At 46.5% G+C, this 25,198-nt stretch carries 28 protein-coding genes and 1 pseudogene; all 29 read right to left on the bottom strand.

Annotation, left to right across the window (positions count from 1 at the left end; translation table 11 throughout):
- Positions 1–162: 162 nt before the first annotated feature.
- Positions 163–759: a hypothetical protein gene (locus TCA2_RS01005; protein ID WP_047909693.1), complete on the bottom strand. Its 597-nt coding sequence runs from the start codon at positions 757–759 to the stop codon at positions 163–165.
- On the bottom strand, positions 756–1,289 hold the full coding sequence (locus TCA2_RS01010; protein WP_047909694.1) for a hypothetical protein: 534 nt from the start codon (positions 1,287–1,289) through the stop codon (positions 756–758). Before TCA2_RS01010 ends, TCA2_RS01005 begins: the two co-directional genes overlap by 4 nt.
- Before the next feature lie 89 nt (positions 1,290–1,378).
- Positions 1,379–1,693, bottom strand: a complete 315-nt coding sequence (locus tag TCA2_RS01015) for a hypothetical protein (RefSeq protein ID WP_047909695.1) — start codon at positions 1,691–1,693, stop codon at positions 1,379–1,381.
- 36 nt (positions 1,694–1,729) lie between these two features.
- Positions 1,730–3,142 carry a DUF342 domain-containing protein gene (locus tag TCA2_RS01020; RefSeq protein WP_152557584.1) on the bottom strand — a complete coding sequence of 471 codons (1,413 nt, stop codon included), beginning with the start codon at positions 3,140–3,142 and terminating at the stop codon, positions 1,730–1,732.
- 53 nt (positions 3,143–3,195) lie between these two features.
- Entirely contained in the window at positions 3,196–3,984 is a 789-nt protein-coding gene (locus TCA2_RS01025; protein WP_047909696.1) for a FliA/WhiG family RNA polymerase sigma factor, read from the bottom strand.
- Between the two features lie 15 nt (positions 3,985–3,999).
- Positions 4,000–4,443 carry a hypothetical protein gene (locus TCA2_RS01030; protein WP_047909697.1) on the bottom strand — a complete coding sequence of 148 codons (444 nt, stop codon included), beginning with the start codon at positions 4,441–4,443 and terminating at the stop codon, positions 4,000–4,002.
- Positions 4,440–4,940, bottom strand: a complete 501-nt coding sequence (locus TCA2_RS01035; protein ID WP_047909698.1) for a chemotaxis protein CheD — start codon at positions 4,938–4,940, stop codon at positions 4,440–4,442. The genes TCA2_RS01030 and TCA2_RS01035 overlap by 4 nt, the downstream gene beginning before the upstream one ends.
- On the bottom strand, positions 4,940–5,560 hold the full coding sequence (locus TCA2_RS01040) for a chemotaxis protein CheC (protein WP_047909699.1): 621 nt from the start codon (positions 5,558–5,560) through the stop codon (positions 4,940–4,942). The genes TCA2_RS01035 and TCA2_RS01040 overlap by 1 nt, the downstream gene beginning before the upstream one ends.
- A complete protein-coding gene (locus tag TCA2_RS01045) occupies positions 5,560–6,021 on the bottom strand; it encodes a chemotaxis protein CheW (RefSeq protein ID WP_047909700.1) in 462 nt (153 codons plus the stop codon). Before TCA2_RS01045 ends, TCA2_RS01040 begins: the two co-directional genes overlap by 1 nt.
- Before the next feature lie 90 nt (positions 6,022–6,111).
- Entirely contained in the window at positions 6,112–8,181 is a 2,070-nt protein-coding gene (locus tag TCA2_RS01050) for a chemotaxis protein CheA (RefSeq protein WP_047909701.1), read from the bottom strand.
- A gap of 23 nt (positions 8,182–8,204) precedes the next feature.
- Positions 8,205–9,629, bottom strand: coding sequence for a chemotaxis response regulator protein-glutamate methylesterase (locus TCA2_RS01055; protein ID WP_047909702.1), 1,425 nt, complete (start codon positions 9,627–9,629; stop codon positions 8,205–8,207).
- 31 nt (positions 9,630–9,660) lie between these two features.
- On the bottom strand, positions 9,661–10,569 hold the full coding sequence (locus TCA2_RS01060; protein ID WP_047909703.1) for a MinD/ParA family protein: 909 nt from the start codon (positions 10,567–10,569) through the stop codon (positions 9,661–9,663).
- Positions 10,562–11,863, bottom strand: a complete 1,302-nt coding sequence (gene flhF, locus TCA2_RS01065; protein ID WP_047909704.1) for a flagellar biosynthesis protein FlhF — start codon at positions 11,861–11,863, stop codon at positions 10,562–10,564. The genes TCA2_RS01060 and flhF overlap by 8 nt, the downstream gene beginning before the upstream one ends.
- Positions 11,860–13,893, bottom strand: a complete 2,034-nt coding sequence (gene flhA / locus TCA2_RS01070; protein WP_047909705.1) for a flagellar biosynthesis protein FlhA — start codon at positions 13,891–13,893, stop codon at positions 11,860–11,862. The genes flhF and flhA overlap by 4 nt, the downstream gene beginning before the upstream one ends.
- On the bottom strand, positions 13,893–15,002 hold the full coding sequence (gene flhB / locus TCA2_RS01075) for a flagellar biosynthesis protein FlhB (RefSeq protein WP_047909706.1): 1,110 nt from the start codon (positions 15,000–15,002) through the stop codon (positions 13,893–13,895). Before flhB ends, flhA begins: the two co-directional genes overlap by 1 nt.
- Positions 15,003–15,036: 34 nt before the next feature.
- Positions 15,037–15,824, bottom strand: a pseudogene (gene fliR, locus TCA2_RS01080) (flagellar biosynthetic protein FliR).
- 11 nt (positions 15,825–15,835) lie between these two features.
- A complete protein-coding gene (fliQ, locus tag TCA2_RS01085; RefSeq protein ID WP_047909707.1) occupies positions 15,836–16,105 on the bottom strand; it encodes a flagellar biosynthesis protein FliQ in 270 nt (89 codons plus the stop codon).
- A gap of 35 nt (positions 16,106–16,140) precedes the next feature.
- A complete protein-coding gene (gene fliP / locus TCA2_RS01090) occupies positions 16,141–16,899 on the bottom strand; it encodes a flagellar type III secretion system pore protein FliP (protein ID WP_047909708.1) in 759 nt (252 codons plus the stop codon).
- Positions 16,896–17,387 carry a flagellar biosynthetic protein FliO gene (locus tag TCA2_RS01095; protein WP_047909709.1) on the bottom strand — a complete coding sequence of 164 codons (492 nt, stop codon included), beginning with the start codon at positions 17,385–17,387 and terminating at the stop codon, positions 16,896–16,898. Before TCA2_RS01095 ends, fliP begins: the two co-directional genes overlap by 4 nt.
- Before the next feature lie 9 nt (positions 17,388–17,396).
- Positions 17,397–17,762 carry a response regulator gene (locus TCA2_RS01100; RefSeq protein WP_047909710.1) on the bottom strand — a complete coding sequence of 122 codons (366 nt, stop codon included), beginning with the start codon at positions 17,760–17,762 and terminating at the stop codon, positions 17,397–17,399.
- 30 nt (positions 17,763–17,792) lie between these two features.
- Complete coding sequence (fliY, locus tag TCA2_RS01105; protein WP_047909711.1) at positions 17,793–19,088, bottom strand: flagellar motor switch phosphatase FliY; 1,296 nt, start codon at positions 19,086–19,088, stop codon at positions 17,793–17,795.
- Positions 19,078–20,076, bottom strand: coding sequence for a flagellar motor switch protein FliM (gene fliM, locus TCA2_RS01110; RefSeq protein WP_047909712.1), 999 nt, complete (start codon positions 20,074–20,076; stop codon positions 19,078–19,080). Before fliM ends, fliY begins: the two co-directional genes overlap by 11 nt.
- Before the next feature lie 47 nt (positions 20,077–20,123).
- Positions 20,124–20,588: a flagellar basal body-associated FliL family protein gene (locus tag TCA2_RS01115; RefSeq protein ID WP_047909713.1), complete on the bottom strand. Its 465-nt coding sequence runs from the start codon at positions 20,586–20,588 to the stop codon at positions 20,124–20,126.
- A gap of 1 nt (position 20,589) precedes the next feature.
- A complete protein-coding gene (locus TCA2_RS01120) occupies positions 20,590–20,814 on the bottom strand; it encodes a flagellar FlbD family protein (protein ID WP_047909714.1) in 225 nt (74 codons plus the stop codon).
- 62 nt (positions 20,815–20,876) lie between these two features.
- Positions 20,877–21,692 (bottom strand): flagellar basal body rod protein FlgG, encoded by an 816-nt coding sequence (flgG, locus tag TCA2_RS01125; protein WP_047909715.1) that lies wholly within the window; start codon positions 21,690–21,692, stop codon positions 20,877–20,879.
- Positions 21,693–21,776: 84 nt separating this feature from the next.
- Positions 21,777–22,163: a TIGR02530 family flagellar biosynthesis protein gene (locus TCA2_RS01130; RefSeq protein WP_047909716.1), complete on the bottom strand. Its 387-nt coding sequence runs from the start codon at positions 22,161–22,163 to the stop codon at positions 21,777–21,779.
- Positions 22,160–22,681, bottom strand: a complete 522-nt coding sequence (locus TCA2_RS01135) for a flagellar hook capping FlgD N-terminal domain-containing protein (protein WP_047909717.1) — start codon at positions 22,679–22,681, stop codon at positions 22,160–22,162. Before TCA2_RS01135 ends, TCA2_RS01130 begins: the two co-directional genes overlap by 4 nt.
- A 21-nt stretch (positions 22,682–22,702) precedes the next feature.
- Positions 22,703–24,190: a flagellar hook-length control protein FliK gene (locus TCA2_RS01140; RefSeq protein ID WP_047909718.1), complete on the bottom strand. Its 1,488-nt coding sequence runs from the start codon at positions 24,188–24,190 to the stop codon at positions 22,703–22,705.
- A gap of 37 nt (positions 24,191–24,227) precedes the next feature.
- Positions 24,228–25,169 (bottom strand): MotE family protein, encoded by a 942-nt coding sequence (locus tag TCA2_RS01145; RefSeq protein WP_047909719.1) that lies wholly within the window; start codon positions 25,167–25,169, stop codon positions 24,228–24,230.
- Between the last annotated feature and the right edge of the window lie 29 nt (positions 25,170–25,198).

Genomic DNA, 25,198 nt, shown 5'->3' on the forward strand with positions numbered 1-25,198 from the left:
ATTTCCCGTCAAGACTTACCATAAGGCAAGCACCCTCGACAGAATTAGCACAGCGTGTGTTTTAACACCGTCAATTAATATATCACAACTGCATCCCCGATGCAACAAAGTTGGCATCAATCTCTATTAATTTCACAATACCTTCAAAAAACTTGTCTCTGATCAGGGTCCTGATATAAGCTTTGATATTACAGAATCTATGGATTCTCCCTCTGTGAACTCGTAGGTGCCTATCTGAATCTTCTTGTTGATCTTTTGTTTTTTGGCCTCTTCAATGAAAGCATTACGATTCTCTAATACACGAAGAGACGACAAATGATCTGCAACATCATTGAGGGTAGCCCCGTTGATTACTCGATAAGAAATTGTACCTGATGCTGGCTTGTCTGCCGGCTTCGGAGCCTGGGAATTCTCCGGTGCTGCCGGCTGCTCCGGCTGTTCAGGGGTACTCGCCTCAGGATCTTCACTGCTGGCCGTATTGCCAGAGTTAGTGCTGGAAGATGTGCTGTTGCCCTGCGCCTGCTCCTCTGCCTTTGCCTCGGTCCATTCCTCTTCTGTCATGACCTCGGCAGATGCATCGTATACCTTCAGCTCCAATTCTTCCGCTGCCTCTTGAAGCTCTTCTCTCGTCAGTGCACTGAGATCCTGCGTCTCATGTCCTCCAGCTTGTCCTTGCCCAATCAAGGCCAGCTGCAGTATCAAAGCACCTGCTGCAATTCCGGTTCCAAGCCCGAGAAGAAAGGAACGATTTTTGATCATCGTCTCTCCTCCTTATTCCCAAGCTGTAATATAACCTGGACCTCTCCTTTGGGCATGTTCAGCTTGCTCGAAATATAATCTACTGACTTTCCTTCCCCATCGAGCTTGAACAGCTCTGGAAACCGTGACTGAATCGAATTCATTTCGGAAGGAACTTCCTTGCTTTCTAAGATCGGATTGGCTTCTACTGCAGCAGCAAGCTCTCTCTCCTGGGTAGATATTGGTACGGACACTGTTTCCTTGTAAGCTGATTGTTCCGCTACTTGAGAGTGTAATGAGCTGAGCTGCTGGCGCAAGTCTCGAATTTCCTGTTCTCTGCGCTTGTCTGTCTCTGACCATTCCTGCTGATACTGCTTGAGCTTGTGAATAACCTTCTCATTCTCAAGCTCAATTTCCGCCAGGTAACGATCCAGTGTAGACTCTACGTCCTTTACTACCTTCTGTCCTGAGTCTGTCCTTGATTTGGGCATAAACCAAGCGAATACAATGACACATAGGCCAAGTACGACGATAGTACTCCATGGTTGCATGAGCCTGTTCTCCTTTATTTACGTGCACTTGCATTTAGAATTCATTAAGTATTTATTGCAATACAAAACTTCGACTTTATTCTATGTGATTACAAGCTCACATCAAAGTTTTTCCCCTTAAACGGGTGCTCAGCGGGGACAGCAGATATTTCGTCTGCAAGCTCATTACTCTGATTCAACGGTTCTCCCTGTGTATGTGAAGTATTACGCTGATCCCTAATGCTTGCCTGCTCCGATTCGTTTGTCTTTGGACTCTGCTTCGACTTCTTCTTGATCTGCTTCAATTGATTGTCCGCGAGCAGCGACTGCTCTGATGATCTTCTGTGGTCGTATTCGCTTTGATAACGTCCCGCCTCACTCGTGCGCGGTATAGCAATTTGAAGTTCAACCGCTTTTAGACTCATCTGATAAAGTCACTCCTTTGGGTGGTGTAATATAATTTACATTCCTTTTAAGGGTACCATGGAAATATCGCCATTATGATAAAAAAACGATATTCTTGTCGCTGAATCTTTAACAAATCTAGTGTATCTGCCGATAACTATTTTAGAGCCGCCGTAGATGGTCTTCATGACATCGACACTTGCATTGGATGTATCCTCGAGCATTTTCTCAATATCAAGGATCCGTTCCTTAATCTCAGCAAGTTCTCGCATACTTGACTGATGGGTGACCTGAAGCTTCATTCTCATGCTTAGCTTATCAGGGGCTAGCTGCCCGGATGCAGCCATTTGATCAAGCAAATGTAATGCCTTTGCCGTCTTGTCGATGCTTTCAGTTTGAGCTTTAAGCTCTGTCCTTAGCTGTGCAAGCTCATTGCGCAGCTCTGGAACGACACCCACTTCAATCGTTGTCACGGTTGACATGGTATTCCCGATGGTCCGTGCTGCCACTTTTTCACCAGCCTGAATGACACCGCCGACGATAAGGCCCTTGGTACCTTCACATATGCATTGCTTGCCTGCCCTGATATTAGAATGCATGATGCTCTGAGTGACGTAAACACTCCCTCCAGCCTGAACGCTGGCATCCTGAATGAAGGAGCTCTTTACATCGACGCCTGCTTGGATGAGTCCTTTATTATAGCCGATGATTCCGCCTGTAACTTGAATAGATCCCCCTGCATAGAGTTCAGCACCCTCGACGCCGCCAACCACACGGATATCTCCTGCGGCTTTGACTTTAAAGCCTGTCAGCACGTTTCCTCTTATAACGACCGTACCTACAAAATCAATATTACCCGTATTGTAATCAATGTCCCCGTTCACTTCGTATACAGGGAATACATTGATTCGATCCTTGTCCGTAGGAGTGACAAGTCCATCTAGTGCAGCATACATGGCATCGCCTTCGGCATTAACGACCACATTCTTGCCTGGCTTAAATCTGGCTTCCTTGCCAGGACGGTAGGGTATCGCTTCACCTTTGACACTCTTTCCAGGTATGCCTGGCTCGGGCGGCTTCCGCCTAGCAATAACCTGCCCTTTTTTTACATTGCTGAGCTGGGTAATTTCTTTGTAATCGACTCTCCCGCCCTCTGTTTCGAGCGGCTTGCGCTCTCCGGTTTCGACTAGATTCGTTATTAATTCAATGAATCCATCGGTCCCCGGGACCGGATCATCACCAGAAGCCACGGTTGGCTTTAATCCATAATATGCTGATGGACGTTTAGCGATATCCTGTAGAATCTCCTCGTGAACTCCATAGACGATTCCTTGCTGAGCAAGATAGGCCTTTAATTCCCCAGCTGTAATTTCAAATTCTTCTTGTCTAATCATATCAAGTACTGCGCTGCTGTGATCAGCTGAAAACAGCACCTTCATGTACTGCGCTGGGTCTAATTTCTGCGTCATCTGCAACCTTCCTTCTTTCTCCATAGACAGCTTATTTTAAAATTACTCTTATTCTAATCCCTGTTCATTAAGAGTTCACGCTGTTTCTCAAGAGTACCTCTCAGCCTCAGAATTGCCTTGGAGTGAAGCTGGGAAATACGCGATGGTGACAATGACATCACTTCTGCAATTTCACTCAATGATAAATCCTCATAATATAGTAAGGAAACCACAATTCTTTCTTTTTCCGTCAGCTTATCAATGCCCTGCATCAAAGCCTGCTTCAAATGAATATCTCTTACCGTCTGCTCAGGGGCATAAGCCTTCTCATCGATCAATAGTGACATCCGTGTCTCCGCATCCTCCTCGCGCAGTGGATCCTCAAGTGAATACAGCGACATTACCGCGACTTCCTGCAGCATGTTCCTGAAATCTCCAGCAGAAACGTCGAGATATTGGCCCATCTCTTCATCAGTGACACTTCTTGAATACCTCTGTTCCAAATGCTGATAAGCCTCTTCAATCTTCTTCGCCTTCTCTCTGACAGATCTCGGCACCCAGTCACCCTGGCGCAAGCCATCGAGAATCGCACCTCTCACTCTCCATGAAGCATAAGTCTCAAATTGAAGTCCGCGCTTATAATCAAATTTGTCCAGAGCATCCATCAGTCCCAGAGCACCATTGCTCTCCAAATCATCCTTTGATACATTCTTGGGCAATCCGACGGCGAGTCGACTTGAGACATACTGAACGATATGAAGATGTTTTTCAATCAGCTGGTTCCTTGCATCCAGGTCCCCTTGTTCCTTCCATCTTTCCCACAGGTCCATATCTGCCAAATGGGACGAATTTCGGTCTGTCATATCGCGTCACCCCCTTTAATTGTCTGACAAGTGTCGAACGGCTTTTGCCAATTCTTCAGCATCCTTTGTCCGAACAAGCTTCGGAGGATTAAGTGGTTCAAATCCAGCTTCAGCTGCTGATTTTTTCGGTTCACTCTTACTCTCTTCCTGCGGTGAATAATTTAATAGATTCCTTAGCTCCTCATCATCATCTGGAGCGGTTATATCCAGCTGTGTTCCCTTATGCTCTGTACCTTCCTCCTGCTGACTTTGATCTTCAGCGCTTTGCGACGGTGCCAGGACGTATCCCAGCACCCATCTGCAAATAAAAGCAATGACAAACCAGATCACAAAGGCTGTGCCCGCACGGTACAAACTAGTAGATAATAAGTTACTGCTGTAGGAAACAAAAAATGTATAGACCAAACCGATAAGTCCAAACACAAAATTTATGCGAATCGTACCAAACAACGTAGTCATAACTCTTTCACACCCATCTGTACGCTTCGAATTGTCAGCACCCCTGTATCCCGATCCAGATCAATGGTTCTGCCATGATGTCCACCACAATCCTCTGCGATCAGCGGAATATCTGCTAGATTCAAAGCTTCTTTGCACGCTTCCGTATTTCGAGGGCCAATACGTAACGTATCCCCAGATCCGGCAAATTGAAACATCTGAGATCCACCTGCCATTTTGGCAACAATATGCGGCTGAGATGCTCCCTGCGCCTTCATTCTATCTAACAGTAGTACGATTGCGGTATCCGCATACTTTGCCCGATTTAAATCCACACTTTCTCTAGCAATCGAAGAAGATGGAAGCATCACATGCGCCATACCGCAAATCCTGCTCACAGGATCGTACAATGTGACACCGACACAGGATCCAAGCCCGGTCGTTCTAATGACTCCCGGCTCAGCCAGAATATTTAAATCAGCCATTCCTACCTTGATCAGCTTCTTCTGCTCAATCATCAGCCATGTACTCCAAGCGCCTCAAATATTGCGCCAAAAGAATCAGGATCAGGTATTAGGAAAAATTGTCCCTGCACCCGATTTGATCCCTCCAGAAAATTAGTATCAATGAGCAGAGCTTCATTTCCCATATGACTCATATGAAGCAGCCCGTAGCTGAGGATGGCTCCAGCCATATCAACAGCAAAGCCCGGCACGGTAGGCATCATGGCTAATCGAGTAAAATCTGCCAGCGAAGACAGATAGGACCCGGCAAGTATATTCCCGATCTCAGACAGGATGGATCGTTCCATATCGGAGAATTCAAGCACCTCATTAGTCACCGATCCACTGAAGTGATGCAGCAGCTGTTTGGCGGCCTCCGGCGTCATCATAAAAAACAAATTCCCCGGCGCATCCCCTTCTACTCTAAAGTAGACGGCAGTAACAATACTCTCGTCACCACCAACGCTCTCTGCAATCAATTCAAAGGGTACGCGCTGAACCGTGGGGACCCCCATATCAATCGGCCTGTTCAGCAGTGTCGATAGCGCAGTAGCCGCATGACCGGCTCCTATATTGCCTATTTCTTTCAGAACATCCATTTCTATATCATGAAATTGATCAAAAGAGCGTGTCATTATCCTTCCATACCTTCGAGCATAACAATTTCGCTCTTATTCAACACTTCCACCAGATTAAGCATAATAAGCAAGCGATCTTCACCCAGCTTGGCAACGCCTCTCAAGTACTTGGCTTTTACGCCGCCAATAACCTCTGGCGGATTCTCGATATCTCCTGAATGGATGTCCAGCACATCGTTGGCCGAATCGACAATGAATCCAACCTGCATCTCTTGTACAGTTACCATAATGATTCGGGTATGATCGGTGTATTCCGTCTCTGGAAGAGAAAAGCGTCCTCGCAAATCGATGATGGGAATAACTACACCGCGAAGATTGACGACGCCTTTTACAAAGGAATACGTTTTGGGAACTCTCGTAATCGGCATCATTCTCTCAATCGTTTGAACCTGATCGACCTCAATGCCATACTCTTCTTCACCCAGTTTAAATACAATTACTTTAATATCTTCTGCCATGTCCTAATACCTCCTTAAGTAATGAACAACCTCAGATGCGGGAACCCAGCACCGATAAATCTCTCATTTATGAATAATGAAATACCTAATCTATTTAATGAAGCCATTCGGATCAATAATGAGCGCGACCTGACCGTCACCAAGAATCGTGGCTCCTGAGATGCCTTGTATGGAAGGCAGGTATTTACCTAAGCTCTTAATTACAATTTCGTTCTGTCCGATAAAATCGTCTACCGCAAGCGCAGCAAGCTGTTCTCCCTTGCGAATGACTACAATTTCAACTTCATCCTCTTCTTCATCGGTATATCCGCTGACATCGAACACTTTCGACAGCGACACATAAGGAATCATAGAGTCTCTGAAGCTGATCATTTTTGAACCATGGACATAGCGGATCTTTTCTTTCTTGATAATGGCGGTTTCCACGATGGAAGACAACGGAATAGCATACTTCTCTTCGCCAAGCCTAATCAGCATCGCTGCGATAATGGATAGCGTAAGCGGCAGCTGTACAGAGAAATTCGTTCCTTGTCCCGGTGTAGAATGGATGGTTACATTTCCGCCGAGAGCAGTAATTTTTGCCTTCACGACATCCAGCCCTACGCCTCTTCCGGAAATATCCGATATCGTCTCGGCTGTACTGAATCCAGGAGCGAACAATAGCTGATACACTTGCTCGTCTGTCATCAATTCCCCTTCAGCTTCTGTAACAACGCCACGGGAAATGGCGGTCTTCAGCAGCTTGTCGCGGTATATTCCTGCTCCATCATCTTCGATTTCGATGAATACATGATTGCCGCTGTGGAAGGCTCTTAGTTGAATCGTTCCCGTCTCAGGTTTGCCTGCCTCAATCCTCTTGGAGATCGACTCAACCCCATGGTCTACGGCGTTTCGAAGCAAGTGGACAAGCGGGTCGCCAATTTCGTCAATTACCGTACGGTCAAGCTCCGTTTCAGCACCGGTGATGACCAAATCCACTTTTTTATCCAGCGATTTTGCCAGATCCCTTACCATTCTTGGAAAACGGTTGAATACAGTATCGACCGGTACCATTCTCAGCTTGAGAACAATATTTTGCAGATCAGAGCTCACTCTGCTCATATGAGAGACTGTTTCTATTAGATCGGAATGATCCAGCTCACTTGCCAGCTGTTCCAGTCTGGACCTGTCAATCAGCAGCTCACTGAACAAATTCATCAGCACATCAAGCCGTTCAATATCCACTCTGATCGTTCGGTTTCCAACGGCAGCGCCTGCAGGCTTCGCATTGCTCTTCCCTGCTGCGGGCTTGGTCGGTTTAGCTGTTCCTTTATCCTTGCTAATAACTTCTGCTTTCTTCTCTTCGATTAGGGGCATCTCTACAGAAGCTGCTGCTTCCTTGCTTGAGATCTGTCCCAGCATTTCTATTGTTAATGGTACGACTTCTACCTTCTCAATCTCGGAAATGTTCATAATCGCCTGCTGCAGCTCTTCCGGTTGCATTTGAGTTATGTAGTATAGTGAAAAATCGTAATCGAATTGGTCCTGCTCAATTTCTTGTACTGAAGGCTCTGTCTTAATAACCTCTCCGGAGCGCTCCAACAAATCAAATACCATGTAAGCTCTAACGGATTTAAGCTGACTTGACTTACTGATGGTGACATGCACAAACACCGCACCCTGCCCATCTGCAATGGACTGCGTTAATACAGACGCTTGAAATTCATCAAGTGATAACGCTGCTCCACTCGAAGATGCATCTGCACTGCTGATCTCTGATGCAGCATCAGACATACTTGCTTCTCCGCTTTCAATCGCCTGCAGCTTATCTACAATCGCGGACACGTCAGCCTTGCCTTCTCCACCTGCCATAATATCCTGAACCATGGACTCGAGTGCATCTAAGCTCTGGAACAGAACATCAAATATTGGCTCCTGCATCGTCAGCTTCTCGTTGCGGACCAGATCCAGTACATTTTCCATCTTATGAGTTAATGAGGCGAGATCCTCGAATCCCATTGTCGCAGCCATTCCTTTAAGTGTGTGGGCCGATCGAAAAATCACCTGAACGATGCTGATGTCCTCCGGATTATTTTCCAATTCGAGCATCTTTTCGTTCAATGATTGGAGATGATCATTAGACTCATCAATGAACATGGATAAATATTGATTCATATCCACTTTGTATTCCCTCCTTTTATGAATTAACCGTTTCTAGTCACCGCTTTAACCAGTCTATCGGCCAGCTCCTCAAGCGGGAGCAGCTGATTAACACAACCCAGCTCTGCTGCAGCACGCGGCATCCCGTATACGACGCAGGTCTCCTCATTCTCCGCAAAAGTAGAAGTAACGCCTGCTTCGTAGAGTCGTTTCATCATTCTTGCTCCATCACTGCCCATTCCCGTCAAGATGGCTATATGCCTTTCGAGAGCAACATAGGGGAGTAAAGATTCAAATAACGTATCGACTGAAGGCCTGTGTCCATTCACGGGGTCCTCGCTGCCAAGTACGATCTCATATTCCGCATTATGATTCTCCCTAACTCTCATATGATAGCCGCCTGGAGCGATATAAGCGGTTCCCGCCTTCAAACGCATTCCATGAGCCGCTTCAACCACATGAATCTCACTGAAGGAATCAAGCCGGGCTGCCAGCGATCTGGTGAAATCCGGCGGCATGTGCTGAACGATGACAATCGGAGCCTCAAAATCCCCGGGAAAATGAGACAGCAGCGTCTTTAGTGCACGTGGTCCCCCGGTCGAGCAGCCGACAGCTACCAATTTGCTGAACGTACCAGAAGATTGCAATGCTCCGGCTTTCTTAGATTTCTTCGTCTCGGCTGCTATAACAGGAGATAAGGCTTCCTGTTCTGTTTTAATTACATGGGATGGCCGTTTGGCAGATTCCCTCTCTGTCTTGCTTACTTTTGGACTTGCTTTCTTCTCTGTTTCTTTTTTGGCTGTCTCTAATTCTTGTGCCAGTCTCTGGGTAATGGACTTGATGTCATCCAGCTTGGTCTTCGCCGATCTCGGAGCAGGGATATTCTTGCTCGTTGTCTCTGGAGGCGCAGATTTAGGCTCTTGATCGATCGTCTTCTCAGGCAGTTTATGGTGGACAGCGGCATTTTCTCTATTCTTTTTCCTGGCAGATGAATCCGAAGCCTCAGAGGGTGGAGCCATCGCTGCTGCAGCCTCATCCTTCTCTGCAGCTCTTCGTGCTCTACGCTCCATCATCTGTACGGCTTCCTTCATCTGGTTACGAAGCTCAGCCCCCACCTCATAAATGTCCTGACGAAATTGAATGGAAGGCTTACGTATAAAATCAAACGCACCGGCTTCCAGCGCCTTGATGGTTTCTTTGAGACCGGTCTCATTAATGCCTGACAGCATGATAATCGGAATCGGCTGCTCGGCCATAATGATCTTCAAGGCATCCAGCCCGTTTAATTCCGGCATTTCAACATCCATCGTAATTAAATCAGGCCGGATTCTTCTGGCTTTCTCAACAGCTTCCACACCTGTCGCAGCCGTATCTGCTACTCGAAAAGAGGGATCCTGCTGAATTAAATCGGTTATAATCTTTCTCATAAATGCTGAATCATCAACCACTAGTACCTGATAGACTGACATGTAAGACACCTCTAAAGTAATTTCATCTTGTTTATTGGGCCGTTTTCCTCAGCCACTTGGCAACAAATCCTCTTAAGCCCTGCCCACCGTTCGATATCGTTCTGCCCATCTCCGTGTAGTTCAGCGAGATTCGTTCCATATCCTTAGCAGCTGTGCAGTTCGGATACAGGGTAGTAAATGGAGTTTGCTTCTTAACCGCACGCATCACATGACTATCCTCAGTGATATACCCGAGCAACGGAATATCAGCCCCCAAAAATCGTTTAGCAACCAGCTGTATCTTTGAGCTGACCTGGTCGGCCTCGCGCTTGTTCTCAGCCCGATTGACGATGATGCCGAATGGGCTGTGACCGTTAATTTTGTGCATCATTTTGATGAGTGCATAAGCATCCGTGATCGCCGTGGGCTCCGGGGTCGTCACAACAATACATTCATCTGCAGCCGCGATAAAGCTTCTGTTCTCCAGTGACAATCCCGCACCGGTATCAAAGAAAATATAGTCCATTTCCGAAGCCAGGCTCTCCAAATCAGTGGTGAATGCATCAATATCCTGTTCCGTTAGAGACAGAAGTTCTACGAATCCGGATCCTCCTGCGATATACGGAAGCCCCATCGGTCCGAGCTGTATAATCTCTGAGATCCTTTTCTCCCTAGTCAGCACATGATATAGACTGAATTTGGAGGAGACCCCCATGAGCACATCTATATTGGCCATTCCCATATCAGCGTCGAATACGAGTACCTTTTTACCGGCAGCATGAATTTTTAATGCAAGGTTTAAAGTGAAATTGGATTTCCCTACTCCACCCTTGCCGCTTGCTACCGCAATCAATTTAGCCTGTTTCTTAGCTGCTGGCTTCTTAACGCGGTTCTCTTCCGTAATCTTCGGAATGGGCCTTGCTGCCATCAGTTCTCTGAGAGATGCTGCCTGATCACTCATTCTCATCACTTCCCATTATGCAATCTGAAAGCGTCTTGGCATCCGGCACCATAAGATCGTCTGGCACATTCTGGCCATCCGCTATGTAAGACAGCGTCACAGGGTAACGATATAGAACATTGATGATGGAACCTAGACTGTCCGTTTCATCCATCTTGGTAAAAATGACTTTGGACAGGCCATATTTGGTGAAATGGTCCAAAATGACGAGCATGTCCTCTGTCTTCGAGGTGAGGCTCAGTACTAGCATCATCTCGCTGTTGGGTTCATCGAGAAGCAGGCTGTTCAGTTCGGATACCAGCATTTCATTACGGTAGTTACGTCCTGCGGTATCCATAAAAATAAGATCGCAATCTGCAAGGCGTTCTAGGGCACGCTTGGTATCAGCCGGTGACTGAACCACTTCAAGCGGAACTCCCAGAATTGCGGCATAGGTTCTCAGCTGTTCAACAGCAGAGATCCGGTACGTATCCGCAGTAACAAACCCGACCTTGCGCTTGTACTTAAACATTTGCTCAGCAGCCAGCTTGGCAATGGTCGTCGTCTTACCCACACCCGTAGGTCCCGCAACATAAACAATACGTGTGTCCTGCGCAATGCCAGCATCTATTCGCTCCACAAGGAACTCTCTTATCTCTTCCTTTACCAATGCGAAGCCGCTCTGCTCAGTCTGTTCTGACCACTGCTCCTGTGCTGCATCAATCCATTTGATCCATAATTCATCGATGACTCCCTGCTGAACCAGTCTCGTACGAGCCTCATTCAGATTACCCGGCAGCATGGCTTCATAGGCATCTCGCTTAGCAAAGGAAGTCATCATCTGCTTCAACTGCTGTATTTCAGTTAGCAGAGCTTGATCGGTAGAAGCGGAAAAATCCGCCCCTTCCGGGTGCGGCTCCTGAACAGGGATTGATGAAAGGACTGATGAACGTGGTCCTCTGTAGGACGGATTCTCTTGCTTCACATCCTCCTGTTTTTCCTTGGCCGCTGCTTGTTCTCCGTTATTCATACCATCTGCCACTTTGCGGTAAGCATCTGGGGCCATTGCTCTTGGTATGGGTCTTGGCTGAGCCTGAGCGGCCGGGGGACTTGCTTGCAGATTTACTGCTGACACTGAAGCTGCCGGCTCCTCAACCGCCGCTACAACCTCTATCTTTTGCTTGCGGAACAGTCCGGCAAAGCCGCCTGTCTTGATCGATTTGGTCGATAAGATGACTGCATCCGATCCCAGCTCACTGCGAATCAGGCTCATGGCCTCGGGCATGGTATCCACTATATATTTTTTCACTCTCATAGATTAACCACCCCGATACTTTGAATTTCAACATTAGGCTCCAGTTCGCTGTAGGATAACACCGGTATATCCTGCATCGTTCTTTCGATCAATTGCCGCAAATACATCCGGATTGTCGGTGAAGTAAGCACAATCGGTTGTTGACCCGTCTGAATCAATCGATTCACTTGCTCCATCAGCTTCTGATACAGCGTCTGACTGGATACCGGATCAAGCGCCAGATAGCTCCCTTGCTCCGTCTGCTGGACACTCTCGGCGATCTTTTTCTCCAGATTCGGTCCAACCGTAATAACCCGCATCGTCTCCCCTTTTTGGGTATACTGCTGTGTAATCTGTCTGGATAGAGCTTGTCTGACATACTCCGTAAGTACATCCGGATCCTTCGTATAGGTACCGTAATCTGCGAGCGTTTCAAAGATCGTCACCATATCTCGAATCGAGATTTTCTCACGCAGAAGTTTAGCCAATACTTTTTGAACATCTCCAATGGATAGAACAGATGGAATCAGCTCATCAACCAGTGCAGGATAATTCTCTTTCAAGTTATCCACAAGAGCCTTTGTTTCCTGACGACCCAGGAGCTCATGTGCATGCTTCTTAATCATTTCGGTCAAATGCGTTGCCACAACCGAAGGTGGATCTACAACGGTATAGCCGGACAATTCCGCCCGATCCTTGGTTGCTTCATCGATCCATAACGCGGGAAGGCCAAAAGCAGGCTCGGTTGTTTCAATCCCGGTTATAGAATCGTCATCATATCCGGGACTCATCGCCAGATAGTGATTGAGCAGAAGCTCGCCGCTCCCGACGATATTTCCTTTAATCTTGATCACATATTCACTTGGTCTTAATTGAATATTGTCTCTTATCCGAATCACTGGAACGACGAGTCCCAGCTCAAGAGCACATTGTCTTCGAATCATGATGATACGATCGAGCAAATCTCCACCCTGTCCTGTATCTGCTAAAGGAATGAGTCCATATCCAAATTCGAATTCGATCGGATCCACTTGCAGCAGGTTAATTACACTTTCCGGACTACGCACCTCTTCAATCTGCTGCTCTTCTTCCATCTGTTCATCACTAATCTGCTGTTTGTTCAAATTCTGCTGCATCTTCCAGCCTGCGAAGAAGAGAATTAACGCAAGCGGCAGTGTCGTAATCAACTCAATGGGTGTGAAGAACCCTAGAAATGCTACTGTCGCTCCTACAATATAGAGAAGCTTCGGATAGGAGAATAGCTGGGATGTAATATCGTCCGCCATTGTACCGTCAGAAGCTGCACGCGTAACGATAATCCCGGATGCGGTAGAGATGAGCAGTGCAGGGATCTGGCTGACCAATCCATCTCCAATCGTTAACAGTGAGTAAGTCGACAACGCATCAGCAAAGCTCATACCCATCATTACCATACCGATAATAAATCCGCCGACAAGGTTGATCAGCAGGATAACAATACTGGCAATCGCGTCTCCCTTAACAAACTTACTCGCACCATCCATCGCACCGTAAAAGTCCGCTTCGCGTTCAATTTTACTTCGGCGATCTTTTGCTTGATGCTCATTAATAAGTCCTGCGTTGAGATCCGCATCTATACTCATTTGCTTCCCGGGCATTGCGTCGAGCGTAAACCGAGCTCCGACCTCTGCTACGCGTTCCGAACCTTTCGTAATGACAATAAATTGAACGACGACCAGGATCAGAAACACGATAAAACCAATAACCGGCTGACCACCAGAGATCCAGCTTCCGAAAGTGGCCACAACCTGACCCGCATAAGCATCCTGTAAAATGTGCTTTGTCGTTGCAAGGTTAAGTGCTACACGAAATAGAGTCGTCACAAGCAGCAAGGAAGGGAATATGGAGAATTCCAGAGCTTCCTTCGTATTCATCGCTACCAGCAAAATAACCAAGGCTATAGCGATGTTGATAACCAATAATGCATCAAGTAGTCCAACAGGAATAGGGAGAATCATCATTAGCACGATGCCGATGATCCCGATCAGGATTGATAGGTCTTTAATTTTCACTAGTTTCCATGCCTCCGATTCCCCTTATGATTCGATCTTCCTTTTAATTTGTAAACATAGGCTAGAATTTCAGCGACAGCCTGGAAGAGATCTGCCGGAATGGAATCCCCGATCTCAGTCCTTTGGAACAAAGCTCTGGCAAGAGGCTTGCTCTCCATAAGCGCCACTCCATGCTCTTTGGCAATCTCCCGAATACGCAGCGCCATATGATCTGCGCCTTTCGCTATAACAGTAGGAGCCTCCATTTCATTGCCATCATATTTCAAAGCGACTGCAAAGTGAGTAGGATTCGTAATGATGACGTCCGCATTGGGAACTTCCTGCATCATCCGCTGCATCGCCATGCGTCTTTGCCGTTCGCGAATTTTCGCTTTAATGAGAGGGTCTCCCTCCATCTTCTTATACTCATCCTTGATGTCCTGTTTGGACATTCTAATGTTCTTCTCATGCTCATATCTCTGATACATGTAATCGAGAATAGATAGTACAAATAAGGCTGCGCCAATATTGATTCCAAGGTCCAGCGTCATTTCCGCGGCGAATTTCAAGATCCCATCGAGTGATAACAGGCTGAGGCCGGCGAATTCATCACGTGCACCCCACAGGATGTCGTAAACCAGATAGCCAATAATGACGAGCTTAAGAACGGATTTCAAAAGTTCCACGAGGGCTCGCATGGAAAAGATGTTCTTGAAGCCTTTGATCGGATCCAGCTTGCTGAATTTGGGTGTTACCCCTTCGCCTGTCAGCAAAAATCCAACCTGAATATAATTGGCCGCAAAACCGATGATCACCGCGATGGCAAAGATCGGAGCAAGGAGGATAAGAATCTCCATTCCAAACTGCCCGAACATAACCATTACGTTCTCGCTTGTTACTTCCATATTCAGCCTGTTAACAAAGATATCCCTAAAGGCGTCTGCGATGCGTTCTTTGTAAAATTCACCAAAGATGAGCAGACACATGAAACAGGAGAGTAAAATGGCCGCTCCGGATATTTCCATACTTTTGGCCACTTGGCCCTTTTTACGAGATTCCTGACGTTTTTTCGGGGTAGCCTTCTCCGTCTTCTCCCCTGAGAACATCTGCAGGTCCAGTTTAAATCTCATTGCTGCTACTACCCCCGCCCCGCAGATTCAAGCCTTAAGCTCCCTGTTTAATCACTTCCAGTACTCCCTGCATAGCTTCAAACATGACTGCGAACAAATTTTCAAATAAATATAACAGGCCTGGTATGGTGACCAGCATCATCGCAAGTCCTACCAGAATTTTTAACGGAACACCAATGACAAACACATTGAACTGCGGCGCAGTTCTTGCCAAGAAGCCGAGACCCACATCTGTCATAAACAGAGCGACAACAAGAGGTGCTGCCAGCTGAAATGCGAGCATAAACGCCTGAGCGAAAGCGGTTATGATTAATTCCGCGATATTCCCGCTTGCCATTGCAGCAAACAGATCATTACCTACCAGCGGTACCCACTCGTAGCTGTACACAATTGCATCCAGCATTCGATGATGACCGTTCATGGTCAGAAATAACAGAACAGCAAAGGCATACTTCACATTCCCTGTCAAAGGAGCGGCTGCGCCTGTCATCGGGTCGTAGACATTCGCCATCCCAAACCCGATCTGAATATCGATAAATGCACCTGCTGTTTGTATCGCTGTAATCATGAGTAGTGCGATGTAGCCGAGCAGCAGCCCCATCAGTATTTCTTTCACAATGAGCAGAATATATTGACCATCCATCGGAATCGACTGATCTAAGCCAAATGTGAGGTACACAATAACGGTAATAAAAAAGATATTCCGATCTTAAATACCCCTGGAACCCCTGGCGTAGAAAATATAGGTGCTGCTACAAAAAATGCTGTAATTCGACAAAAAATAAGCAGAGCGACAGAAAAACCTTGAAGCATCATCTCCATGTTGTATATGCCTACCCGATATAAGTATGAAGATTATCCAAAATGTTAAATGTGAAATCGACCATTGTTGCAAGTATCCATGGCCCAAATAACAACAGCGCCACAAGCACCGCAATAATCTTGGGAACAAAAGCCAGTGTCTGCTCTTGGATCTGTGTCGTCGCTTGAAAAATACTGATAATAAGACCTACTACAAGCCCTAATACAAGCATTGGCGCACTGATTTCCAGTGCGATAAAAATCGCTTGCCCTGCCAGTTCAATGATAAAATCGGATGTCATGGCCGCTTGCCTCCAATGTCTAGATGCGCCCTAGTTTAAGGACTGAAACTTAATAACAGAGATTTTACGACCAAATACCAGCCATCCACCAGAACAAAGAGAAGAATCTTGAAGGGCAGTGATATCATGACCGGCGGGAGCATCATCATCCCCATCGCCATAAGTACACTCGACACGACAATATCAATGACTAGAAATGGAATAAATATCATAAAGCCCATCTGAAATGCAGTTTTTAATTCACTTATGGCATAGGCCGGAACAAGTACATGTAAGGGAATATCCTCATAGGACTCGGGCTGCTCCGCTCCGGTATATTCCATAAACAGCAGCAGATCCTTCTCTCTCGTATGAGAGAACATGAATTCCTTCATCGGCTCGGCTGCCTCCTCCAGTGCTTCCGTCTGAGTAAGCTCTCCTCTCAGATAAGGCTGGAGTGCGACTTCATTCATTTGTGATATGGTTGGAGACATAATAAACAAGGTCAGAAAAAGGGCCAGTCCGACGAGCACTTGGTTCGGCGGCATTTGGTTCGTACCGAGCGACGTTCTGACAAAGCTCAGGACGATAACGATCCTAGTAAAGCTTGTCATTAATACGAGAATTGCAGGTGCAATGCTTAATACCGTAATGAGTAAAATAATAGATAATGCGCTTGTGCTCGGTTCTTCGCCTTCCGTATTCCCGAACTCGATAGAGATATCAGGGATCGGCTGTGCCGCAAAGGCCTCTGTACCATTGAATACCGTCAGGCACACCCACAACAGACATGCAACTACAATCTTCTTATTCATGAATCCCTCGACCGATCTCTAGTATCTTCTTGAAGCCAGTCTTCCATCTGTTCCTTGCGATCTGGCATTTCTTGAAGTTTCTGTTCAAACAATTGCTTAAAGTCAGCTTCATCAACTTCTTGAGACTTGGCCCGATCTCGGTTAAGCCGGGTCTTCAGATTCTCAATTGTTGAGAGGATTGATGTTGTTTCCCTTCCTTCAAGCTCAAATTGCTTCATTAGCTGACTGATCTCCTCGGGATCAGCTAAGGTATCAATAACATTGATATCCTCACCAACCCCAAGGATATATAGTTTACTGCCTATCTCAACGATTTGAATGGATTTGCTCGGTCCAAGCCCGACTCCGCCAACAATTCTCATCGCTTTCTTCTGGAAAAAGTGTTGATTCTTACGACCCAGCCAGCGTACGAGCAGCACGATGGCTGCAATGATCGCAATAAGGACTACAATTACCCATAGCAGCTGGCCATAATAACTGGTTTCCATCGGTTTCGATTAAATACCTAACGTCTTGTTAATCGCTTCGATGACACGATCGGATTGGAACGGCTTCACGATGAAGTCCTTCGCACCAGCCTGAATGGCGTCAATAACCATTGCCTGCTGTCCCATTGCAGAACACATGATAACTTTAGCATTAGGCTCGATTTTTTTAATTTCCTTCAATGCAGCAATACCGTCCATTTCTGGCATGGTAATATCCATGGTGATCAAGTCAGGACGAAGCTCCTTATACTTTTCAATAGCTTGTGCTCCATCTTGTGCTTCTCCAACAACCTCAAACCCGTTTTTTGTCAGAATGTCTCGAATCATCATTCTCATAAATGCTGCGTCGTCCACGATTAGAATTCGATTTGCCATGTTAGTTAAAATCCTCCCCAAAAATTGTGCTTATTGTATTTTCTGTAGTCGGTCCCATTCACTGATGATATCTGTTACACGTACACCAAAGTTCTCGTCAATAACAACGACCTCGCCCTTAGCGATCAGCTTCTGGTTTACAAGAATATCTACAGGTTCACCGGCAAGCTTGTCCAGTTCAATAATCGATCCCTGAGATAGTTCCAAAATATCCTTAATTTGCTTCTGGGTCCTTCCTAATTCTACGGTGACTTTAAGCGGTATGTCCATCAATAAATTCAAATTATTGTCGCTTTGCTGCCCAAAATTTCCATTGTGGAAGTTTGCGAACTGTACAGGTTGCACATTTACACCGCGAGCGTGCATATTTCCGTAATGTTGTGGTTCGTTATATTGCATATTCGGCATTTGCTGCGGCATCTGCTGCTGCATTGGCGGCATCGGCGCTTGTCCCTGCCAAGGGTCCTGGTATGGCATGCCTGGCATCTGCATCGGTTGAGATGGTGGAGAAGGCATACTATTCGGATGCTCCTGCACCGGAGTCTGCACCGGGGGCTGCGCTGCCTGAGCCGGTGGTGCCGGTTCAGTGATCTCCTCGACCGCTGCAGCAACTTCAGTGGCTGCTTCTTCCACAGGATCAGATGAACCATGGATCAGCATATGAACCATATTTTTCGCAAAATCCACTCTTAACAGCTGCATAATGTTCGAATCGATCAAATCTCCAATGAGCAGCCTGAAGGATACTTTAATCAGCGTTTCGTCCATTGGAAAATTGTTAAGTCCTTCGCCGCTGGACATATTCAAAATGTCGATGCTTGGAGGCGAAATATTTACAAAACGATTAAACAAAGTGGACATGGAGGTAGCTGAAGATCCCATCATCTGGTTCATTGCTTCCTGAACCGCACTGATATGAATTTCATTCAGTTCCTCATCCTGCGGATTCCCTTCACCGCCAAGCATCAAGTCCGCGATCACCTGCGCGTCGCGCTTTTTGATCACCAGGGAATTAATTCCTTCAAATCCATCTACGTACGTAACATGTACGGTGACATGCGGCTTGGGGAACTCCTCTTCAAACTGCGACTTGTTAATTATCGAAATTTTAGGTGTTGTTATATCTACTTTATTCCCGAGCAAGGTGGACAGTGCTGTTGCCGCACTCCCGAAAGTGATGTTACCAATTTCGCCCAGCGCATCCTGCTCCAGCGGTGTGAGATAATCGTCAACCGTCTTGATTACAGGCTCTCCGCTGGAAATGGATTCAGATTGCTTCAATAGAGCATCTATTTCTTCCTGGGACAAATAATCTTTACTCGTCAAGCTCTTCAACTCCTTCAATCAGAATCTCATCGATCTGCACGGCCACTCGATCTCTTAGTGTACCGGGACTTCCCATAAATTTAGCCCGTTCCCCCACCTTGATCGTCAGCCCTTCCTCAACCGGCTTATTTAATGTAATGACATCTCCGACATTCAAGGATAGAAACTCTGCTATGGAAATATTTGATTCACCCAGTTCTGCGATGATCGGTAATTTCGCTTTTTTAACTCTTTCTTTAATCGCTACTACTTCCTCAGGTGCTCTCGATTTTTTCTCAGAAATGAACCACTGATGCGTCGACAGCTTGGACATGATCGGTTCAACTACCACATGCGGAATACATAAGTTAATCATTCCCGTGGTGTCACCGATCTTGGTACTGAGCGAAATAAGAGCAATGGTCTCATTCGGAGAAACAATCTGCATAAACTGCGGATTCGTCTCCAGTGCTTCCATTCTTGGTGTGATATCAAGTACCGTCTTCCACGCTTCTTGCAGGCTGTCAAATGCCTTGCTGAATATTCGTTCCATAATGGTAGTTTCAATCTCAGTCATCGAGCTTGTCTTGGCTGAAGAAGTTCCAGGCCCGCCTAATAAACGATCCAGCATCGCGTATGCAACGTTGGGGTGTACTTCAAGCACCATTCTGCCTTGGAGCGGCTCCGCTTCAAAAATGTTCAAGATCGTCATCTTCGGTATGGACCTGATAAACTCGTCATAAGGAAGCTGCTCAACCTGAACAACATTAATTTGAACAAAAGTTCGTAATTGTGCTGAAAAATAAGTGGTCAGATATCTCGCAAAGTTCTCATGTATACGTGTCAAGCTTCGAATATGATCCTTCGAAAAGCGTACAGCACGTTTGAAATCGTAGGATCTAATCTTTCGCGCGGTTTCTTCCTTCTTGAGCTCTTCAGCATCCATCTCCCCAGAGGAAAGAGCAGCGAGGAGGGCATCTATCTCATTCTGTGAAAGTACATCAACCATTTATCTCACCCCCTTGCAGAAATAAAAATGAACTTACCTAAGCTGCATTACAAGCCTGCTACCACGATAGAAGTGATTTTACTTTCCGTAACTCTGCCGCTTGGCAGTTCCTTATTAATCAGCTCCGTGAGCTCACTCAGGAACAAATCACGGTTCTTGCCGGACTCAAGCTGCTCAGGCTGAGTATCAGCCAGCTTCTGCAGGATGGCTGGCTTGATCTGAATTTCCTTAATTTTCTCAAAATCTTCTTTAGCTTCCTTGGAGTTCACCTGGAATGCGAGGTTCAATTGAACAATATTCGTATATCCTGCAAGGTTCGTCTTGATGTCTGTAATTTCTGAAGTCAGCTCTACGATTTCATCTGCGGACAAATGCTTCGTCGCTGTACTTTCAGCCACTTCCTGATTTGAGCTCTCATCTGCATTTGTCCGATCTACTAACAGAACCACAGCAAGCACGATCAGGGTAATGCCAAGCATGATCGTAGAAAGCCAGGGTAACATCTTTTTCATATTAGGAATCCTCCGTTTGCTGCTGCACTTTTATCGTTGCTGCATGTATGCCTATTTCACCGTTATACTCTTTGATCTTGTTAATGATTTCGTCTGCCTTTTCTAATACAATCAAACGTTTACCTGTAACGAGAGTGACGTATGTATCCGGTGTTTCTTCTACAGTTTCTACGAGCAGCGCATTTAACCACATGGATGAACCATTTAATCTCGTCACTAATATCATGGATTTTCCTCCCGCTTAAGTGCCTAAGGGAAGCTGTCAGCCTCCCCTAAGCTATCAAATTATTAACGCTTGAGGTTTACTACTTCAGTAAGCACTTCATCAGAGGTTGTAATAATACGGGAATTCGCTTGGAATCCGCGCTGTGCCACGATCATTTCTGTAAATTCACCCGTAAGATCGACGTTAGACATTTCCAGCTGTCCTGTAACAATCGCTCCAGTACCTGCTTCAGCATCATTGGCAGTAACGATTTCAAGTTCTCCTTCGGGATTGGCATTCAAGGTCATACGGTACAGGTTGCCTCCCATTTTCTCAAGACCGCCAGGATTGGCGACAAGTCCGATCCCCAGCTGAACATCGGCAGCTATCGTTCCATCCGCAAGCTGTGTATTAATCATGCCATCCTGACCGATTGAAAAGGCCACCACTTCAGGGTCGATCACGATTGCCGCTCCATCGGAATCAAAAACAAACAATCCGTCAGATGTCAAAAGATTTCCATTTGCATCCACATGAAAATCACCAGCACGTGTAAGATAAGGCGGTTCTTGGCCATCCGTAAGACCTACTAGAAAGAATCCATTGCCTTCGAGACGCAAATCCGTAGGATTGTTTGTCGTTTGAGCTGATCCTGCAAGGTGCATTGTGTCAATAGAGCCTACGCTCACCCCTAGACCTACCTGCTTCGCATTCACTCCTCCACTCTCATCCGTTGGAGCAGTTGTTCCGGAAATCGTTTGGCTCATAATATCCTTGAACATAACTCGGCTGGATTTAAATCCGGTCGTATTCACATTCGCAATATTGTTACCGATCACATCAAGCTTGGTTTGGAATCCTCTCATTCCGGACACTCCGGAATACATAGACTTCAGCATCTCGCACTACCTTTCTTTTGTTCAGTTATTTTTGCCGCTTCAGTCGGTCCACGGCATGAAGGCTCTCCGTTTAGGGCCAGCCGGTTAAGATATAATCACTGCACTGTCAATCTGAGTAAAAACGTTGTCACTCATGGAATCTCCGTTCACCGCGGTTACCACTGTGCGGTTCGGCACATTTACAATAAAGGCCGTATCCTGCATCAGCACCAGCGTTTCCTTTGCTCCTTTTGCTGCTGCCTTGTCAATTGCATCACCAAGCTTCATCAGCTGCTCATTCCCGAGCTCAATTCCACGCTGTGCAAGCCTTTTGGAAGCATGATGACTGAGCTTGACCCATTCCTGATTTAACAGCTCTTGAAAAGAAGTTCCTGCCGCTGAGGAGCTCGTGCTCTTCTTGTTGACATCTCGAAGGCTACCGGGTGATACCGGTCCTGTATACAGCTGGCCTACTCTTAAAATGTCACTCATACCTGTGTACCGGATTGATCTTCAGATGATTCTTCATCGGCGAGCTCTGCATCTGGCTGCTGCACTTCTTCTCCCTCTGCTGGTGCTGGGTCACTGATTTGTATGATGTCTGTAAGGGCTACTTCTTCATCACCGATAATCGCATACTGAATTTGATCACGAATCATGATGGACTCAACCTGTCCAGTAAGCACACCTGATTCTCCTGTTTCCGCATTTTCTCCGATCCAGCTTACATTTTTACCAATCAATCCGGATGCTGCACCAAGAGATTGTGCCAAGCTCTCCAGCTGGCCTGAAATATTGGTTAGCTGTTCAACTGAAGTAAACTGTGCCATTTGAGCGATAAATTCTTTATCCTCCATCGGCTGCATCGGGTTCTGATTCTGCAGCTGGGTGATCAGAATTTTGAGGAATTGATCCTTGCCCATCTCCTGCGTTGATTTTCTGCTGGCTGCGGCCACATTGCCCGCCGAATAGTTCGGCCATATATTCGATGTTGAGATTATGTCTGCCACTCGTTACCACCTCACTTCCTATCAAGCTTTGGCTGTAAAGCCTTGGGTACGTTCTGCTGAAGGGAAGACCTCCAGTCCTTGCTGTTCCCTCATCCATGTTCGAAGCTCATCCTGCTTCTCTACCGCCTGAATGGCATCTTCATCTCTTTGCTCACGTTCCCTGGATCTCCGTTCTCCACCGGACTGTCCGTTAGAACCCCCGCCATCCTGATACATATGAGAGGATAGTGATGTGTTCTGTGTGACTTCCAGTCTTTCGACTTGGATCCCCTGAGCCTGGAGTGTAGCTCTCAGCTGAGTGATCTGCTGCTCGAGCAAATCCTTGGCCATCACCTGTTCTGTCATAAACCGCGCAACGAGTTGTCCATTCTGCATGGACAGCTGAACATCAACCTGGCCTAGATGCTCCGGCCGCAGTGAGATTACCGCTTCCGCTACGCCGTTCTGTTTAACAAACTCAAACTTCTGAATGACAAACTCAGACATATCCTTCATAAACTGCCCTGCAGGAATTGCCAGCTCAGATTTTGCAACGGGTGTTTGCACGTTACCGCTGCGCAGTACGAGCTGACCCGCTGTCGTAGGCTCGTTATCCTTCCCTTGTTCACCATCTGAAGTTGGTGCAGAAGAGTCCGCCTCTTCAACGATGCCGGTCTTCGAAGCTTCGGTTGGAACAACCTTAACCGCTTCCTTGTCGGTCACCTGATTGGAGTCCTCTGCGTTGCTAACGGTACTCGAGCTGTCCTCACCTGCGGCTTTGAGCAGCTGCTCCATTAATGTAGAACTGGCATTCTGAACCACAGCATCCTTATTGGAAGACATATTCACGACATTTGATATTTGCTCTGTTACGACCTGTAATTTCTCTAGAGGCTCTGTATTTATATCTGCTTTTTGTAATAGATTCTTGAGAGATGTAATCAGCTCTGTATGTAGTTTCGACTGCTCCAGGGCTTGTCCATCTGAACTCATTTTCCCGCTTGCTTCAACCACTTGCTGCAATGCCTCTTGCACCGCATATTGAATCGTGTTCGGATCATTAGCCAGGATATTGACTATTTGCTGTGAAGTAGAATCCGATGATTCACTACCTTCCTGAGCCGCTGGGTAATATGCATTCATGAATTGCGAGAGCCAAGCATTTAAATCGGCTAATAACTCTGAATCCTCTAGCAGAAGCTCCTCTTTGGATTCTTCCAGTGCTTTGATCAGGTTCTCAATCAGCTGTTCTGCTGCTGCGAAGAGCTCTGACTCATCCAGCATTGCCAGATTCATTTCCTCCTCGGAAGCCGTAATTCCGGCTGCGGCCATGAAAGCAAACAGTCCCGATTGATTGACGTCAGATGTGCTGTTGCCAGAAGATGAAGTGGTCCCCATCAATCCCTGAAGCTGTTCCAAAAAGGACGGCTGCGTACTCGTTCCCGTTCCGCTGCTGCTTCCTGCAAGTGTACTGCTTGTTGTTAATTCGGTAGTCTGTGTCATCGCCATTTGCGGCAAGAAAGATATCATTTCTTTTTTCACCTCCTTTCAAGTCGCAAACTAGACTCTATTTCCCACCCATAAGCCTATTCAGAATTTTGGCAGATGCTTCTTTATCGATACCGGACATGCTGTCTAGGAGCTCTGCTCTCTTGGCATCATCAACCGTCTTAAGGATCGTAATGGCCCGATCTGAGCTGATCTTGTTCATTTCCAGAATGAGCTCTGCACCGCTTGCAGCCGACATGGACGAGAACGTTTGAGTAAGTTCAGTCTGGTCCAGATTTCGACTATTATTGGTCTGTGTCGTCTCCGCTGCAGGCTGACTTGCTGCGAGCTGTGATTGCAATGCCGCGATCGCCTTCACCTCTGAGGTTGTTACTTCCTTGAGAGCTGAAGTCAATTCAGCAGCAGACTGTGGATTCATTTTCTCTAGAATGCCTATCTGCTCATCCGATTTCATCTCTGACATAAGCTGAACCTGCTCTTCTTTTGTCATACTTTGAATAATTGGTGCTGCTTTACTAGGCTTCATCTCTCCGTACATCTTGGCTAGGTCCCTGATCTCCTGCACATAAGGATCGACCTGTTCCTCGCCATCTTCCGTACTGCTATCCTTCGCTTCCTCCAACTGCTTAATTTCTTCCTCTAACTGCTTTACTTTGTCATCTTGCTGTGTCTTTTGCACTTCCGCCTCGGCCAGACCCTGCTCAGCAGCCTCAAGATCTGCCTTCAAAGTTGCGATTGTAGCCTGGTCGCTCTCCATTTGCTGCTCCAGCTTTCTCTCTTTGACCAATTCCGGATCGAGCGCATCTTCAGGAATCCATTCTTTCACAATCGGAACTTGGCTTAAGAAAGCAAATGCCTTATTCTTGAAGTCACCGTTCAGCACGATGAGAAGCACTGTAACGAGGACAGCTGTAAATACGATCGGGATTGCGATTACAAGGAATTTTTCCCATCCACTGCTGGACTCTCGCTCCAGCTCTTCCTTATCCTTGCCTACCAAAACTCATACCTCCTCCGGCGCATTTCCTC

The sequence above is a fragment of the Paenibacillus sp. TCA20 genome, from assembly GCF_000732325.1.
Taxonomy (GTDB): domain Bacteria; phylum Bacillota; class Bacilli; order Paenibacillales; family Paenibacillaceae; genus Paenibacillus; species Paenibacillus urinalis.